General features: G+C 50.6%; 14 protein-coding genes. 12 read left to right on the top strand and 2 right to left on the bottom strand.

Features of this window, described 5'->3' with window-relative positions; genetic code table 11:
- Positions 1–128 precede the first annotated feature (128 nt).
- The 3 genes from D3H35_RS01630 to D3H35_RS01620 are packed head-to-tail and all read left to right on the top strand — an operon-like array spanning position 129 to position 2,016.
- Positions 129–968: a MerR family transcriptional regulator gene (locus D3H35_RS01630; RefSeq protein ID WP_119147479.1), complete on the top strand. Its 840-nt coding sequence runs from the start codon at positions 129–131 to the stop codon at positions 966–968.
- A complete protein-coding gene (locus tag D3H35_RS01625) occupies positions 907–1,635 on the top strand; it encodes a VOC family protein (RefSeq protein ID WP_119147478.1) in 729 nt (242 codons plus the stop codon). The genes D3H35_RS01630 and D3H35_RS01625 overlap by 62 nt, the downstream gene beginning before the upstream one ends.
- A 27-nt stretch (positions 1,636–1,662) precedes the next feature.
- A complete protein-coding gene (locus tag D3H35_RS01620; protein WP_119147477.1) occupies positions 1,663–2,016 on the top strand; it encodes a VOC family protein in 354 nt (117 codons plus the stop codon).
- A 740-nt stretch (positions 2,017–2,756) separates the two neighbouring features.
- On the opposite strand, the gene D3H35_RS01615 is transcribed toward D3H35_RS01620, so the two are convergent.
- Together D3H35_RS01615 and D3H35_RS01610 are read right to left on the bottom strand one after the other, a co-directional pair.
- Entirely contained in the window at positions 2,757–3,851 is a 1,095-nt protein-coding gene (locus tag D3H35_RS01615; protein ID WP_119147476.1) for a sensor histidine kinase, read from the bottom strand.
- The gene (locus D3H35_RS01610; RefSeq protein ID WP_119147475.1) at positions 3,848–4,540 is read right to left on the bottom strand and encodes a response regulator transcription factor; all 693 of its coding nucleotides are present in this window, start codon (positions 4,538–4,540) and stop codon (positions 3,848–3,850) included. The genes D3H35_RS01615 and D3H35_RS01610 overlap by 4 nt, the downstream gene beginning before the upstream one ends.
- Positions 4,541–4,729: 189 nt before the next feature.
- Here D3H35_RS01610 and D3H35_RS01605 point away from each other — a divergent pair, with 189 nt between their 5' ends.
- The 9 genes from D3H35_RS01605 (at position 4,730) to D3H35_RS01565 (ending at position 15,974) form a co-directional block, all read left to right on the top strand.
- Positions 4,730–5,737, top strand: a complete 1,008-nt coding sequence (locus tag D3H35_RS01605) for a DJ-1/PfpI family protein (protein WP_119147474.1) — start codon at positions 4,730–4,732, stop codon at positions 5,735–5,737.
- A gap of 1 nt (position 5,738) precedes the next feature.
- A complete protein-coding gene (locus D3H35_RS01600) occupies positions 5,739–6,368 on the top strand; it encodes a DUF2306 domain-containing protein (RefSeq protein ID WP_119147473.1) in 630 nt (209 codons plus the stop codon).
- Positions 6,369–6,542: 174 nt separating this feature from the next.
- Positions 6,543–6,872: an ArsR/SmtB family transcription factor gene (locus D3H35_RS01595; protein WP_119147521.1), complete on the top strand. Its 330-nt coding sequence runs from the start codon at positions 6,543–6,545 to the stop codon at positions 6,870–6,872.
- Positions 6,869–7,267, top strand: coding sequence for an SRPBCC family protein (locus tag D3H35_RS01590; RefSeq protein ID WP_119147472.1), 399 nt, complete (start codon positions 6,869–6,871; stop codon positions 7,265–7,267). Before D3H35_RS01595 ends, D3H35_RS01590 begins: the two co-directional genes overlap by 4 nt.
- Positions 7,268–7,348: 81 nt before the next feature.
- Positions 7,349–9,604, top strand: a complete 2,256-nt coding sequence (locus tag D3H35_RS01585; RefSeq protein ID WP_119147471.1) for an ATP-binding cassette domain-containing protein — start codon at positions 7,349–7,351, stop codon at positions 9,602–9,604.
- Between the two features lie 381 nt (positions 9,605–9,985).
- Entirely contained in the window at positions 9,986–12,403 is a 2,418-nt protein-coding gene (gene helD, locus D3H35_RS01580; protein ID WP_119147470.1) for an RNA polymerase recycling motor HelD, read from the top strand.
- 120 nt (positions 12,404–12,523) lie between these two features.
- On the top strand, positions 12,524–14,020 hold the full coding sequence (locus D3H35_RS01575; RefSeq protein WP_119147469.1) for an MDR family MFS transporter: 1,497 nt from the start codon (positions 12,524–12,526) through the stop codon (positions 14,018–14,020).
- A 334-nt stretch (positions 14,021–14,354) separates the two neighbouring features.
- The gene (locus D3H35_RS01570; protein WP_119147468.1) at positions 14,355–14,948 is read left to right on the top strand and encodes a YdeI/OmpD-associated family protein; all 594 of its coding nucleotides are present in this window, start codon (positions 14,355–14,357) and stop codon (positions 14,946–14,948) included.
- 300 nt (positions 14,949–15,248) lie between these two features.
- Positions 15,249–15,974: a cytochrome c oxidase assembly factor Coa1 family protein gene (locus D3H35_RS01565; RefSeq protein WP_158593893.1), complete on the top strand. Its 726-nt coding sequence runs from the start codon at positions 15,249–15,251 to the stop codon at positions 15,972–15,974.
- Positions 15,975–16,425 lie beyond the last annotated feature (451 nt).

Raw genomic sequence — 16,425 nt, 5'->3', positions numbered from 1 at the left:
AGCCCAAGCGGAGGTACGGGAGCGTTCTTTTTTTATTTAACAAAAAATTGCTTGACCTTCCGGTTACTGGAACCTTTATACTAGGCACAGGACGTCCTATTCATGTATAAGGAGACACGATTGGCGTGATGACGATCGGCCAATTCAGCGAGCGTACAGGTCTTCGCCCCAAAATATTAAGGTACTATGAAGAAGTCGGGCTGATCGTTCCTTGCTTGCGCTCCGCGAATGGTTACCGGAAGTACTCGGAGTCGCAAGTCGAAACCGCGCTGCTGATCCACAGCCTTAGGCAAGCCGATGTGAGCATGTCGGGCATACGAGAGTTTCTTACCGCGACGCCGGGACGAAGGGACGAGCTGCTTGCCGAATGGAGAAGTTTGGCTGAGATAAAGCTGCTTTCGGTGAAAATAGCTAACCAGTTCCTGCAGGGCTTCGATTCGCGAACGAAACGGATGCATCTGGTGCATTGGGATTGCAGTCGGACGGTGGCATGGTTTTCCGTGAAGGAAATCGGCTGGGGGGCGTCGCTGCCCCGGGAAGTATGGAGAATGTGCAAGGAGAAATTCAGCCCCTCGATGATCGCGGAACGCGCCGGATACGTTCGGTTCGCCGAAGCTGGCGAAGAAGCGGGGACGCTTCAACCGGAGATCGGATTCGTTTTGGAGAATGAAAACCAGGCTCCAAAAGATGGTCGGCTGGAAATAGTGCCTCCCACCTTGTTCGCTACGATGTCGTGCAGTTGGGACTTGCCCGCATCTTGTAAGCCGATCCTGTCCACAATCGCGCGGTTTCAATTCGAAACCGTCGGCGAGCCGCTTCGAAAGATCGCCTTCCGGGACGAGAGGAACTATACGTTAATGGTGCCGGTCTTAATTCAAGGCAAGCATTCGGGGAGAAGTGAGAACAATGACAGTCGCTCTGAACATTTCCGCGCTGCATGGCATCTACGTAACGGTCGCGGACGCTAGGCGCTCGGCGGAGTGGTATGCTAGCTGCTTCGGGATGACAGAATCGGACTACGGCTCCTATTGCGGCATAAGACTATCCGAGGGCAGTTCAATTGTACTTGTCGAATCGGCCATTCGGAACGTGTATGAGAGCAGTCCATTTCATTTCAAATGCAATGATGCGCGAAGGGCTCACGGCGAATTGGCAAAGCGCGCGGTCAAAGCGACGGAGCCGGTCAACTGGCACAATTACGTCGACTTTTGCTTTTGGGATCCTGATGGCAATCCGGTCGGCGTTATTAGCGATCCGGCTTGGTCGCCTCACGCGAACAATTACTTCCGGACGGACGGCTTGTTCTTGGGCTCCGCACGCTTCGAATCCACTCTCGATTGGTACCTTAACCTATTCGGTACGGAGATTGAGTATGATTTTACGGTCGCTACGACCTCTTCTCCAGAAGCCAGGATGTGCTGTCTCCGCGGTGTTCCCTTCACGCTGTTCGAGTCTCCGGCAGGGGAGATCCATCATCGGTTCTGCGATTTCCGCACTAGCAATGCTGCGGCGGACTATGCTTATTTTCTGGAGAAGGGCGTGCGCGTAACTCCGCTTCTTTCTAGCACGAAACGAAAAAGCTTCAGTTTCTTCGATCCCGAGGGGCGAGAATTTGGCTTTCTCGAGGATACATAGGATTAATTTCCATTGGAGGGTATTAAGATGAGCCGTGTTATTGCATTCGAAATCAGCAGTCAGGATGCCGAGAAACAATCGAAATTTTACGCAGATGTGTTTGGGTGGGAGCTGGGTCAGCCCAACTGGGGCTATTACCCGGCGAAGACGGGATCGGCTGCTGAGCCGGGCATCGACGGAGGTATCGCGCAGGGACCGTCCCATTTTCCGGTAGGTGTGCGACTGCAGATTCAAGTCGACTCCATCGATGAATCGATCGCCAAGGCAGTCGAGCATGGAGCTACGGTCGTACAAGAGAAAATGGATTTCGGCGACTTCGCGCTTGCTTATATAGTCGATCCACTTGGCGTTCACTACGGCCTGATCGAAAATAAGAAGTAACAGCAAGAGACTTGGGGCTGTCCCAAACGGTTTGCAAAGACCGTAGGGATAGCCCCTGTTTCTTTCAGTGCGGTCGTTCGCGCATCAGTGGGATGAGGTACCATACATCAGGCAAAAAATGTGACTGAGTGCGCATCAGTGGGATGAGGTACCGTACATTAGGCGAAAAGTGTGACTGAGTGCGCATCAGTGGGATGAGGTACCATACATTAGGCGAAAAGTGTGACTGAGTGCGCATCAGTGGGATGAGGTACCGTACATTAGGCGAAAAGTGTGACTGAGTGCGCATCAGTGGTACGTGGTACCGTACATTCGGCAAAAAGTGTGGCTGAGTGCGCATCAGTGGGATGAGGTACCGTACATTAGGCGAAAAGTGTGACTGAGTGCGCATCAGTGGTACGTGGTACCGTACATTCGGCGAAAAGTGTGACTGAGAGCGCATCAGTGGGATGAGGTACCATACATTAGGAGAAAAGTGTGACTGAGAGCGCACCAGTGGTACGTGGTACCGTACATTCGGCGAAAAGTGTGACTGAGTGCGCATCAGTGGTACGTGGTACCGTACATTCGGCGGATATATAAAGCTTGAGCGCTAAAGCTACTGCCTCAATTCCATCCGACGCCTTATTTAATGACATTAATCGAATGTCGTGGAAGGTCCGGCCAAGAATCCGCTCGCTGGTCAAGCTGGATTTTCGCGAATAGCGGTTAAGGATGTATGGTCGCGGCGATAACGTTTCCTATCCGTAGCTGTCGTTCGATGTCGTCGCGGAGCTCAACGTCATGGGCAGTCTCCCCGACAGCAGAGCCCCGCCGTCCGGATGATTGGCGATCGTCAGCTCGCCTCCGTGCCGACGAATGATTCGCTGCGAGATCGTTAAGCCCAACCCGGCTCCTCCGGTAGAGCGATTCCGAGATTGCTCGCCGCGATATAAGGGGTCGAAGGCGCGTTGCAGCTCCTCGTCATTAAAGCCTGGACCCGAATCCTGAACGGCGAATGTTACAACCGGGCCGTCCTGCCTACATTGTACGAGAATCTTACCCTGGTTAGGCGCATGTCTGACCGCATTATCGAGCAGATTCTCTATCGCTCGTTCCAATAAGTGCGAGTCCCCGTTGACGAAGCAATCTTGCGTTGGAAGGTTCGCGATAATGGAAACTTGCTTTTGCCGGGCAGTAGGGCGCAAAGTCTCTATCGCTTCGCTGAGGACGAGTTTGAAATCGAAGCTTCGGTCGTTAAGTTCATTTTCCGCGTAATCCAGTTTCGCGATCGTGAACAGGTCCTCAACCAACCGGTCCAGTTGTGCCGACTTTTCCTTGCATACTGCCACGTATTTGGCCATTTTTTCAGGAGATTGCGCGATTCCTTGCTCCAGGCCGTCCAAATAACCCCGCAGAGAGAATAGCGGCGTCCGTAAATCATGGGCGATAGCCGCGATCACGAATCGACGTTCTTCTTCCGATGCCCGTTGCTTCAAGTTGGCTTCACGGAGACCGTCCACCATGAGATTGAACGCATCGCTGACTTCCGCGATTTCCGCGATGCCGGATTTGGGCAATCGAATATCCCGATCGCCCGCGGAGATTCGACGGGCGGCTAAACCCAGTTTTTCGAGGGGGTTGAGCAGAAACCTCCGCATTTCGAAGCCTACGATAAAGAAAGCGAGCATGAGCCCCGTCATCCCCGCGATCATCTGATAAGCATTCGGCTTTCCGTCCTCAAAGTTGAGAGTTCCTGCCCCGATCAGGCGCGACGTCAGCAAAAAGATCCAAGGCAGCAGAAGAATCAGCAGCAAGGAAAGTAACGAAAACGTACGGATGCGAAGCTTCTTCATCGTTTGACTCCTTCGAAGCGATAACCGACGCCCCATACGTTAATCAAATAGGCAGGGCGGTTCGGGTTGGCTTCGATTTTTTCGCGCAGCCTGCTGAGATGGACGCGAATCGTATGCTTATCGCCGATGCCGTCCCAGAATTTCGTCAGCAGTTGATCATAGGCGAAAACGTATTTGGGATGTTCCGCGAACAATCGCAGCAGCTCGTACTCCCTTGGCGTTAGAGATACCGGTTTTCCTTCCACATAAACTTCCCGGATCGTCAAATCCAGCTTGAGGCGGCCAAAGTCCAGCACCTGCCGGTTTATTTCCTCGCGAGACCCCGTTCGCCGCAATACGGCCTTCACCCGTGCCACGACTTCTCCCGGCGATGCCGTCTTTACGATATAATCGTCGCCGCCGAGGGTCAATCCTCTGATTTTGTCGACGTCGTCCCCGCGGGCGCTCAGGAAAAGAATCGGAACGTTGCTCTCCGAACGAATTCGCCTGCATAATTCGAATCCGTTCTGGCCCGGCATCATTATATCCAAGACGATGCAATGAATCGGATACCGCTGAAAGACGATTAGCGCTTCCGCGGCGTCATTAGCGGTTTTGACTTCAAACCGATCGTTCTCAAGAAAATCTCGAAGCAGCTCGACGATACTCGGGTCGTCGTCCACGACCAGAACCGTATAGACATCGTTCACGAAAATCCCACCTCTGCTCTTACTTTATCATAGTCTTGATCGAGGCTGGCATTTTCGGACATTTCGTGATGGTTTGTTTATCGTTTTGTGACGATTTCAGCTCCGAATTCGAGAGACTTGCCGGTTACGATTCTCCTTGAAAGGTTTGGCGAGAGCCGACAGCTTACACCATTCGAGGAGGTTTTACCGATGCTGAACGTTCAAATCGTACTTTTTGACGGATTCGATCTGATGGATGCGCTCGCACCCTACGAAGTTTTTTGCGCTGCCGGAATATTTGCCGAAGGATCTATAGACGTACAGTTGGTGACGGCCGAAGGCCCACGGTCTGTGCCTAGCGGAATCAACGGATTGATTATCGAAGCCGGCGGCAGTTTGAACCCCGAACGACCCGGAATCATACTGGTGCCCGGCGCTTCGGGCGAAGTTCACGGAGATGGACCTCGTTCGGTTCCGACTATTTTGACCCGCGCCATGAATACGGAGCTGACCGACATGATGAAGCAGGCGCTCGGGCACAAGGATGTCACTGTCGCCACCGTATGCGGCGGTTCCCTCGTGCTAGCGATGGGAGGATTACTGGAGGGGAGACCCGTTGTAACGAATGCAATGGGCATGGGCTTACTCTGCGCAACCGGCGCAATTCCCGTTTCGGCGCGCGTCGTTGAAGACGGCAACCTGGTGAGCGGAGGAGGCGTCACTTCGGGCCTCGATGTCGCTCTGCATTTGGTCGAGCGAAAGCTTGGCCCGCGGATCGCGCATGCGATAGAGGGACTGTTCGAATACGAGAAGAGGGGGACGGTATGGCGAGAGAGCGGAATGGCACCGAGCGCTCCTTCCGCGATTGACGAAGCGCAGGACATTACAAGCGACGCCCGGAGGAGGGACGTCGTATCCGACTTCAACGGGGAATGGGATACGATCATCGCTACGCCGGTCGGAAAGTTATCCGTCAAACTTGAAATCGCTGCGCGTAACGGCGAGATGATTGAAGGCATGGCAACGCAAGGAGGAGAGAGGAGCGCGTTTCTAAACCCTAAGTTCGAGGACCATGTCCTTCGTTGGCAGCAACGAATCACGAAGCCGATGCGCTTAAATCTGACGTTCGAGGTTAGCGTCAGCGGAGACCGAATGATCGGAATCGCCAAAGCCGGCATTTTGCCGTCGTCCAAGCTAACCGGCACGCGGGTATTGTAACATGGAGAAACGGAAAATCGCTTATCTCTTATTATCCGTCGTCTGTACGATCTTGATCGTATACGCCTTAGCAAACAATTACGTGCTCGACCCCGGAAGGGAGCATTTTCTAAGCTCCAAAACCGGGCTTCAACGAGAGCTGAACGTTTCGGTATGGTTAAAGGTAATGTACATTCATGTTGCATTCGCATGCTTGGCCATGGCTTCGGGGCTTCTCAATTTTTCGAAACATACCTTAGACAGCCACCGCAAACTCCATCGGGTCAACGGCTATATTTATTTGTTTTCGGTCCTTATCGTCCTACTGACGTCCGGGTATATGGCGCCGTACGCCACCGGAAATCAAATCAGCAGCATCGGTTTCAACGTCCTTAATCTGACTTGGTTATTCACGACTATCACCGCATTCGTACATATCAAGCGGAAACGGATAACGTTACACCGTGCGTGGATGGTGCGAAGCTACGCGTTTTGTTTCAACAATATGTTGATCCATCTTTTTACCGCCATCTTGCATGACGGATTCGGTCTAGGTTACACGTCCAGCTATACGATCGGGATTTACGGATCGATTGCGACGATAGTAACGGTTCCGACGCTTATTAACAGAAGACAACGATTCCAAAAATAAACGTGGTTCTCGAATAGATAGACATGAGAACATCAGACAGGGATAGGCAAGATCAAATATAAGAATGCGCCTTATCGAGTTCCCTTGACATGACACCAAATGGTGCCTTATAATCAAATAAGACACCAAATGGTGTCCAAATTCGAAATCAACAAAAACTTAGGAGAGGGTGTTGTGAGCGAGAACAACCTGTTACGGGATGTTTTTGACGCGATTGCAGATCCAACCAGGCGCCGACTGATTCGACTGTTAGCAGATACAGAGGAAATACCGCTTCATGAGCTAACGGCACAGTTTCAAATGGGCCGCACGGCGGTATCCAAACATTTGACGATCCTTAAAGAGGCCGGCCTGGTCATTGATCGAAAAGTCGGCAGAGAAACGCGATATCGGCTAAACGCCGCTCCACTTAGAGAAATTCAAGATTGGCTGGCTTTCTACAGCAAGTTCTGGAGTACGAATATGTTGCGCTTGAACCTATTATTAGAGGAGGATGAACAATGAGTTTAGCATTAGCTTTGGATTTTCAGTATAAGACGTCGATCGAAAAGCTTTGGTCCGCGCTAACCGATTCGAATACGCTTGCCAAGTGGGTGTTGCCGAACGATTTTAAGCCCGTCGTCGGTCAACGATTTCAGTTTCGCGCCGAGCCGACCGAATGGTGGGATGGCCTTATCGAAGGAGAAGTGCTTATCGTGGACGCGCCTAACCGGCTGTCCTATACGTGGGCCAGCGGAGGAGAGCAGCACACGGTCGTGTGGACGTTGCAGGATTTAGGAGAAGGCAAGGTTAACCTTCACCTCGACCAAACCGGCTTCGCGAACGAACAAGGACTCAATGGCGCCAAATACGGCTGGAGCAAATGGCAAGGCGAGCTTGAAAAGCTTCTGGCGCAATAAACGCTCGATGAACCGGCTGCATACCGTTTGCGGCCGGTTCACTTCTGCTTGTTTATGAACATTATCGGAAGGATGAAAAGAATGAGCGAATCTAACCAGGAGTATATCGTAATCTCGGGTGCGAGGGAGAACAATCTCAAGAACGTATCGTTGCGCATTCCCAAGCGGAAGATCACGATTTTCACCGGGGTATCTGGATCCGGCAAGTCATCGATCGTCTTCGATACGATCGCCGCAGAATCCACGCGATTGCTGAATGAGAACTTCAGCATGTTCGTGCGCAATTTCCTGCCCCGCGTTCCGCAGCCGGATACGGACGCGATCGAGAACCTGAGCATGGCTGTAATTGTGGATCAGAAGCGGCTGGGCGGCGGCTCTCATTCCACGATGGGCACGATTACCGATATCTCTCCCATTCTCCGTCTTCTCTTCTCCCGAGTGGGTCAGCCCTATGTTGGACAAGCGAACATGTTCTCGTTTAACGATCCGCAAGGCATGTGTCCCGAGTGCAACGGGATCGGCCGCAGGCTGGGCGTCGACATGAGCAAGGCGCTGGACAAGTCCAAGTCGTTGAATGAAGGGGCAATCCTGCTGCCGGGATATACGGTGAACGGCTGGGATTGGAACATGATCGTGCAGACGGGGTTCTTCGATCCCGACAAGACGCTGAGCGATTATTCGGATGAGGAGCTGGAGCAACTGCTGTACGGCAAGGCGAGGAAAGTGGAGACGCAATTCGCCGGGAAGGCAGTGAATATTACAGTAGAAGGCATCATCGAGAAGTTCACCAACAAGTACATCAAGCAGGATGTGAAAACGAAGTCCGAGCGCACGCAACAAGCTGTTGCGCCGTACATCTCCGAGGGTCCCTGCACCAGCTGCCGCGGCGCGAGACTCAGTAAGGCTGCGCTGGGCTGCAGGATCAATGGACATAACATTGCGGAGCTGTCGTCCATGGAGGTCGGACAGCTTATCCGCGTCATTCGGGAGATTGACGACGCGATCGCTGCGCCGGTCGTCAAATCGCTGACGGAGCGGCTGCAGCATCTGGTGGATATCGGACTTGACTACTTGACGCTGGATCGTGAGACGGATACGTTGTCCGGCGGCGAGTCGCAGCGCGTCAAGATGGTGAAGCACTTAAGCGGCAGCCTGGTGGATGTTACTTATATCTTCGATGAGCCCAGCGTTGGCTTGCACCCCCGTGATGTACACCGGTTGAATGAGTTGCTTCAGAAGCTGCGCGACAAAGGCAATACCGTTATTGTCGTCGAGCACGATCCCGATGTGATCAAAGTGGCGGATCATATCGTCGATGTCGGGCCTCACGCCGGCAGCCGCGGCGGTACTATCATGTATGAAGGGAGCTTCCAAGGCCTGCTGGAGGCAGGTACGCTGACAGGCACCCATTTGAAGCGGCCGCTCCAGCTGAAGCACGATTTCAGGCAGCCGTCCGGCAAGCTGTCCATCAAGGATGCCACACTGCACAACCTGCGGAACGTGAGCGTGGATATTCCAACCGGAGTGCTGACAGTCGTTACGGGTGTCGCCGGCTCAGGCAAGAGTACGCTGATTAACGAAGTATTCCTCGGTCAGCATCCGGATGCGATCGTCATCGACCAATCGGCGGTAGGCGTATCAACACGCTCGAATCCCGCGACCTACACGGGCATTATGGATGATGTGCGCAAAGCGTTTTCTTCCGCGAACAAGGTTAACCAAGGCTTGTTCAGCTTCAACTCCAAGGGGGCTTGCGAGAACTGCCAAGGGCTCGGCGTTGTGTATACAGACCTTGCATTCCTCGACAGCGTGAAGCTGCCATGCGAAGTATGCGGAGGTAAACGGTTCAAAGAAGAGGTGCTCACGTACAAGCTGAACGGCAAGTCCATTGCAGAAGTGCTGGAGATGACCGTGGAGCAGGCACTGGATTTTTTCCAGCTAAAAGAGGTTGTGCGCAAGCTACAGGCGATGAGCGATGTGGGGCTGAACTATATTACACTCGGCCAGCCGCTCAGCACGCTCTCGGGCGGGGAATGTCAGCGCATCAAGCTGGCAAGCGAGCTGCATAAGAAGGGCAGCATTTATGTGATGGACGAGCCCACGACCGGCCTGCATATGTCAGATATCGGTCACCTTCTGGAAATCATGAACCGCCTCGTCGATGCCGGCAATACGGTGATCGTCATCGAGCACAACCTCGATGTAATCAGTCAAGCGGATTGGCTCATCGATATGGGACCGGACGGAGGCAGCAAGGGCGGCCAGGTTGTGTTCGAGGGCACGCCTCCGCAGATCGTCCATGCAGAGCGGTCGATCACGGGAAAATACTTGCTGTAATCATCAAATCCACTTTCGTAATGAATGGGATTCGTAACTAAAGGTTAAATTCACGTATGCTCAACCAGGGCTGCCAGCAAAATCGGCAGCCTTTCGCTTAAGCAAAAACGACAATAAAAAAGATGACCCTGATGAATTCAAGGGTCATCTTTTGTTTAAACTGACCGCAATCCGGGCCAGTGTGCAACTCTGTCGGAGGGGAGTAACAAAAAATAAATTGAACAAGAAATAACGCTATGATATACTCAGTAGCGTTATCGATAAATTGATTTAAGGGGTGTTAGCATTTTTATTCCTACTCTAATTGTACATCTGTAATTATGATTTGTCAATGCTCTTTTTTATCCTAGAAATCGGAAAAAGGAGTGTGTTCAGGGAGAGATGGAAACGAAGGATTGGCGGTTGGAACAGGAGCGGCTGGAGCGGGTCAGGAACAAGCTGCAAGCGAGAATCGTCGAACTGGAGCCGGAGGTTGCCGGACTGCGCGATCAGGCTACGGACATCCGCAAGCGGTTTTGGGAAGAAGTGACGATCAACACAAGCACGCACGAAGATTTCGAAGAGTCCTTCTACACGATTAACCAGCAGTCCGCGGTATTGGCCGAACGGGAGCGCGGCCACAAGCTGTTGACGCAGCAATGGAAAAGCATGAACCGCCTGCTCCCGTCTCCTTATTTCGGACGCATCGACTTTCAAGAGGATGGCCTGGACCTCAGCGAGCAAATCTATATCGGCGTATCTTCCTTCGTCGACGAAGACGGATTGAGCTTTCTGATCTATGACTGGCGTACGCCAATCGCGAGCCTGTACTACGACTATTCCCCCGGTCTGGCGTCTTATGTCACGCCGGCCGGACGAATCGAAGGGACGATGGAGCTCAAAAGGCAGTTTCAGATTCAAAACGGGCAAATCCGCAACATGTTTGACGCGAGCGAAACGATCGGAGACGAATTGCTGCAGCAAGTGCTCGGCAAAGGCGCGGACTCGCAAATGAAGAGTATCGTGGCAACCATTCAAAAGGAACAAAACGCCATCATCCGCAATGACAAAAGCCGGATGCTTATCGTACAGGGGGCGGCCGGCAGCGGTAAGACTTCCGCGGCATTGCAGCGGGTGGCGTACTTGCTGTACAAACACCGCCAGACGATCAGGGCCGATCAAATCGTTCTTTTCTCACCGAATCCGATGTTTACCAGTTATATTTCCACCGTCCTTCCGGAGCTCGGTGAGGAGAATATGCAGCAGACGACTTTTCAAGAATATCTCGATTATTGGTTAGGTTCCTCGTTACGGCCGGAGGACGCCTTTGATCAGATCGAATTTGTACTGACCGCACAAGGTACGCCGGGGTATGAGGCTCGTCTTCAGGGGATCGAGTATAAAGCTTCCGAGACTTTCCTCCAAGCCCTTCAGAACTATGGTATGTGGTTGGGACGGGAAGGCATGCGATTCAACGGTATTCGGGTTAGGGAACGCGATTTGATTACAGCCGAGCGAATGAGAGTGAAATTTTACGGTTATGACCATTCCCTGCCGTTGTTCAATCGTGTCGTTCTCTTGCAGGAATGGCTGCTGAATGAACTGGCTTCGCTGGAACGCATGGAACGGAATGCGCCTTGGGTACAGGAAGAGCTCGATTATCTCGACACCGAGCAGTACGCGGAAGTTTTCGGAATGCTGCATAAAGAGAGGGAATTATTCGACCTTGCGGAACTTTACGCCACAGTTCGCGAGAAAATGAGCAACAAGCGCCGGGAAGATGAAGGCGACTTTGACTTTGCCGGGAGGGAGGAAGATCTGCTCCGCCGAAGCATCGTAAAAGAAAGCTTTAAACCGCTAAGGAAAAGTGTGAAAAAATTCTCGTTTGTAGATGTCAAAGCCATATTTGGCCAATTGTTTGTCGACGAAGCCGCTTATCGGCAGAGAACGAATGGGGCGGCCGTCCCAGCGCAGTGGTCTGAAATATGCAGGCAAACCAAGGAAAAGCTGCTTCGGAACGAGTTGTTCCACGAGGATGCGACTCCGTATTTGTATGTAAAAGAACTGATCGAAGGCGTCCGGACGAACACGGAAATCCGGTATGTCTTTGTTGATGAGGGTCAGGATTATTCGCCGTTTCAATATGAATATCTAAAAAAGCTGTTTCCACGTGCCCGAATGACGGTGCTCGGCGATTTCGGGCAAGCGATTTTCATGCAGGCTACAAGCTTGGAAGCAGCCGATTCGCCGCTGGTCCGCCTTTTCGGGGAAGCGGAAACAAGCCTTGTCCGTCTTGTACGCAGTTATCGTTCAACCAGAGAGATTGTTGAATTTACGAAATCGATGCTTCCAGGCGGGGAAGAAATTACACCGTTTGAAAGGGGAGGCCAAAAGCCCCTTCTGACGAGACTGGATGGCGGGGAAAAGCGTGATGCGCAAATTCTGGCAGACATCGCGGCGCTTAGGGCCGAGGGCTTCGATTCCATCGCCGTCATTACGAAGACCGCAGCCGAAAGCCGGGAAGCCTATGAATCGTTACAGATTCATGGAGGAGAAGCTTTGCAGCTCATTACGAAAGAGACGCCGGGTTTTGAAAAAGGAGCGATGGTCATTCCCGTGTATCTCGCCAAGGGTGTCGAGTTCGATGCGGTGTTGGTCTATGATGCTTCGCCCGAAGCTTACGGCCGGGCCAACGAACGCAAGCTTCTTTACACGGCGTGTACGCGGGCCATGCACCGGCTTCATCTTTACACGACGGGCGATTGGTCGCCGTTCGTGCAGGCATTGCCTGTGAATGTGTACGAGAAAGCGCCATATTGACGGATAGGGGGTGACGTCGGCCGCGATAAGCTGTTATTGTTATGATTCAGCAATTCTTGTTCCTCGACCATTATTTAAATCCATACACAGCTCAGCTCGATGAGCAGAAAGCAGGGACCTATGTCAGCTCCTACGCAAACGAAACAGATGGCAGCCGGTGAGGACAACTTCTCGCTGAAAGCCATATTGCCGCCGCTCTTGGCGATTATTGTCGGCATGATCATGGTTATTCTGGACAGCACCGTCGTCAATAATGCCATTCCGAAGCTCGTTGAATACTTCGACACCGATCTGAAGACAATCCAATGGACCGTCACCGGCTATACGCTGGCCTTATCCGCCGTTATCCCGCTTGCAGGCTGGATGACCGATAAATTCGGCTCCAAGCAAATTTTCATGATTACGATCGCCCTGTTCACGATCGGCTCCGTGCTGTGCGGTATCGCGCAAACACCGGAACAACTGATTGCTTTCCGCATTATTCAAGGCTTGGGCGGCGGCATGGTGGCCCCGATCGGGATGGCCATGGTGTTCAAGCTTGCGCCTCCAGAGCGCCGCGGATCCATCATGGGCGTACTCGGCATCCCCATGCTCATGGCGCCGGCATTCGGGCCGGTGCTATCCGGCTGGCTGGTCGATTCTGTCAGCTGGCACTGGATTTTTATCATCAATCTGCCGATCGGCATTATCGCCTTTATTCTCGGGTATAAATATTTGCCGAAATCCGACCGTCATGCGGCGCCGCATCTGGACATCATCGGCATGTGCCTCGCGCCGATCGCCTTCTCCATGCTGGCGTACGGCGTAAGCGAAGGAGGCACCAGTTGGTCCCAGGTTTCGACGATCACGGGCTTGACCGTCGGCGGCATTGCGCTCATCCTTTTCATCTTCGTGGAGCTGTCACAGAAGCAGCCGCTGTTGGAGCTGAAGGTGTTCAAGTCGTCCGACTTTACACGAAGTATCATCTTGGCGTGGATCGTACAGCTCGCGCTGTTCGGCGCAATGCTGATCGTGCCGCTGTACCTGCAAGGCGTCATGCACTACACCGCGCTTGAAACGGGCTGGATCCTGATGCCGCAGGCGCTATGCGCGGGAATCGGCATGCCGATCAGCGGCCGGCTGTTCGATAAGATTGGTGCGCGTCCGCTCGCTTTCGCCGGACTTACCGCCGTATCCATTTCCCTGTTCATCCTGTCCGGCATATCGGTGGATACCTCGCTGTGGGTTATCGTCCTGAGCATCTGCATCATGGGTCTCGGCATGGGCTTCTCCATGATGCCGCTCAATACGCATGTTCTGAACTCAGCGCCTCGCCGTCTGGTGAGCCGCGTTACACCGCTGACAACAGCAGCTCAGCAAGTCGTCGTCTCGTTCGCGGTCGCAGGCCTGACGGGGTATCTGACGTCGCAAATCACTTCCCACGCCGCAAGCGCGGGAGCGGACGCTAATCCGCTGAACGCTGTCGTCGCGGGTTACGGCGACACGTTCTTCCTGTCCGCGTGTATCGCGACCACAGGTGTCGCACTGTCGCTCCTTCTGCGTAAACCGAAGCAGAAAGAAGAAGACGGAACCGTCGGCGGAGACAATCCGGACCCGGCGATGATGATGGGTCACTAATCGCGAATCGGCTCCGATTCGCTCGTTTGCAAATAGGGGGCTGTCTCAAAGGTCATAAAATGACCTGAGAGGCAGCCTTATTTTTTGCCAATTAAGAACAAGAACATACCACACATAACTGACTAACAGTTTTCATGTGGAGTTAAAAAAATGTTGTTGACAAGACACCGAAAGGAGTCCTATATTCAAAGTGTCACTAAATGGTGTCCAATGGTGAACAATCTCTTCGTAGGCGCAGGCTGATCGATAAGCTCTGGCCCGCCTCAATTGATTCAAGCACAATTCCCAAATGATGGAACAATAATCGCGATAAATTGAAAAGGAGTGTTCTTTGATGACAAAAGGCGAAAGAAATCCTAAAATAGATCCTTTTTTTAGAAAGGAAAAAAAGTGGAAGGAAGAATTCGAGAAGTTGAGAGATATCGTTCTTGACTGCGAGCTGACCGAAGATTTTAAGTGGATGCATCCTTGTTACACGTATCAGAATAACAACATCGTTTTAATTCATGGTTTTAAAGAATACTGTGCGCTTTTATTTCATAAAGGCGCCTTGCTAAAGGATCCCCATGGGATTCTCATCCAACAAACGGAGAATGTACAAGCGGCGCGCCAGATTCGGTTCACCAATGTCCAAGAAATTGATGAGATGCAGCTGATCTTGAAAACTTATATTGATGAAGCCATTGAAGTTGAAAAAGCCGGATTGAAAGTGGAATTTAAAAAGAACACAGATTACGCCGTTCCTGAAGAACTACAAAATAAGTTCGCTGAAATCCCTGACTTGAAAACTGCTTTTGAAGCATTGACGCCGGGACGGCAAAGAGCGTATATTCTCCATTTTGCTCAACCCAAACAATCCAAAACCAGAGAGGCAAGGGTTGAAAAATATTTGCCGCATATTCTCAATGGAAAGGGATTAGATGATTAAGGCGCCCTGATGAAGTCCGCGTAAACCGCGGGCTTTTTGTTGTGCTTCATTTGTCGGGTGACTAGAAGTAACAGGAACGTTGATATAATGGAGACGGCAATATGGCGATATATGAAAAACTAATCGCGCTCGAAGAACCACCCATCTGACATGAAGCAGAAACGATTTTTGACGTGAAGTCGATACATTGGCAAGGCAGGGTGTTTCTGAACTTTACAAAAAAGTTGATAAGATCGCGAATATAACAACGTCATGCCAAAGATCACTAGTAGCAAAAAAAGTGAAAACCGAGGGACTAATATGAAAAGAGCATCTACAATAAGTCGAATCATTGCTAGTGTAATAGATATTTATTTAACTATTTTTATAGTATTGATATTGATCTTTTTATTATTAAAATGGTTTGAAGATGATTTCGTCATATCGATCTTTTTAACTTTATTTTTGATTTCTGTTGGAATGATTACTGTTCTGTTTAAGGATGTTGTTGACGGGAGAAGTGTAGGAAAGAGAATTTTCAACCTTGGCGTTCGCGAACTTAATGGCTCTGTTCCTAGCACTGGAAAGCTAATTAATAGAAATTTTTCTTCTTTGTTTTGGCCAAAAGATTTATATAACCTATTATTTAGTAATGACAAACGTAAGCAAGGTGATATTCGAAATGGAACTGAGGTATATCAACTAGAGAATACAAAAAGTATGACAAAAATAGTAATGAAAATAGTGATCTCAATCAGCGTAATAATTGTTTTTTTAGTTTTTGGAATTATTACAATGATTAAGCAGGATGCTTCATACAAGGAAGCTATTATTTACATTAAAAACAATAAAGAAATACAAGATAAAGTTGGAAGTAATGTTGACATTGGTTTTTTCCCTTCTGGCAGTATAAGTAGAACTAACGGGTATGGCGAAGCAAGCTTTAATATTAAAGTCTCAGGGGATAAAAATAATAGTCTTTCAGTTTATATCATATTAGTTAAAGAACCAAATGAAAAATGGAAAGTTAAAGAAATCAATTATTAAGGTGCTTTTCCTACTTCGATAATAACAGGCTGCTCCGCAAATCCGGCCTTGAATGAGAAAACAATGGCTTATTACTATTCGGGTTTCAATCCGCTTATTATGTTAGTTTGGGAACGAATCTATATCCATGAACCGCCAATGACGAGGGAAGTCATCATTCGTCACTACGCGATGTAATAAACTTGATCCGAGTCTAGAGATTTTGGCGTATCAGCGCTGCTATATGGCAGCGCTGATTTGTTTTTAACTCAAATTTTTTGACCAAGATGAACCCTTAGTTATTGGCTTATTGGTTTTTGATTTTTGTGATACGCGAACATTAACTTTTTCGGTCTCAATGGCGCAAACTGCATAAGTTATTATAAGCCATGTGCGAAAGTATAAATTGTAAATTAATTTAATTTTTGAAATATTGTGAAAAAATAAACAGCGTGATATATATAAAGTGGAG

It is taken from the genome of Cohnella faecalis (assembly GCF_003570905.1).
GTDB classification, from domain to species: Bacteria; Bacillota; Bacilli; order Paenibacillales; family Paenibacillaceae; genus Cohnella; species Cohnella faecalis.
Note: the sequence above shows the minus strand (reverse complement) of the source record. Positions and strands in the feature narration are given on the sequence as shown.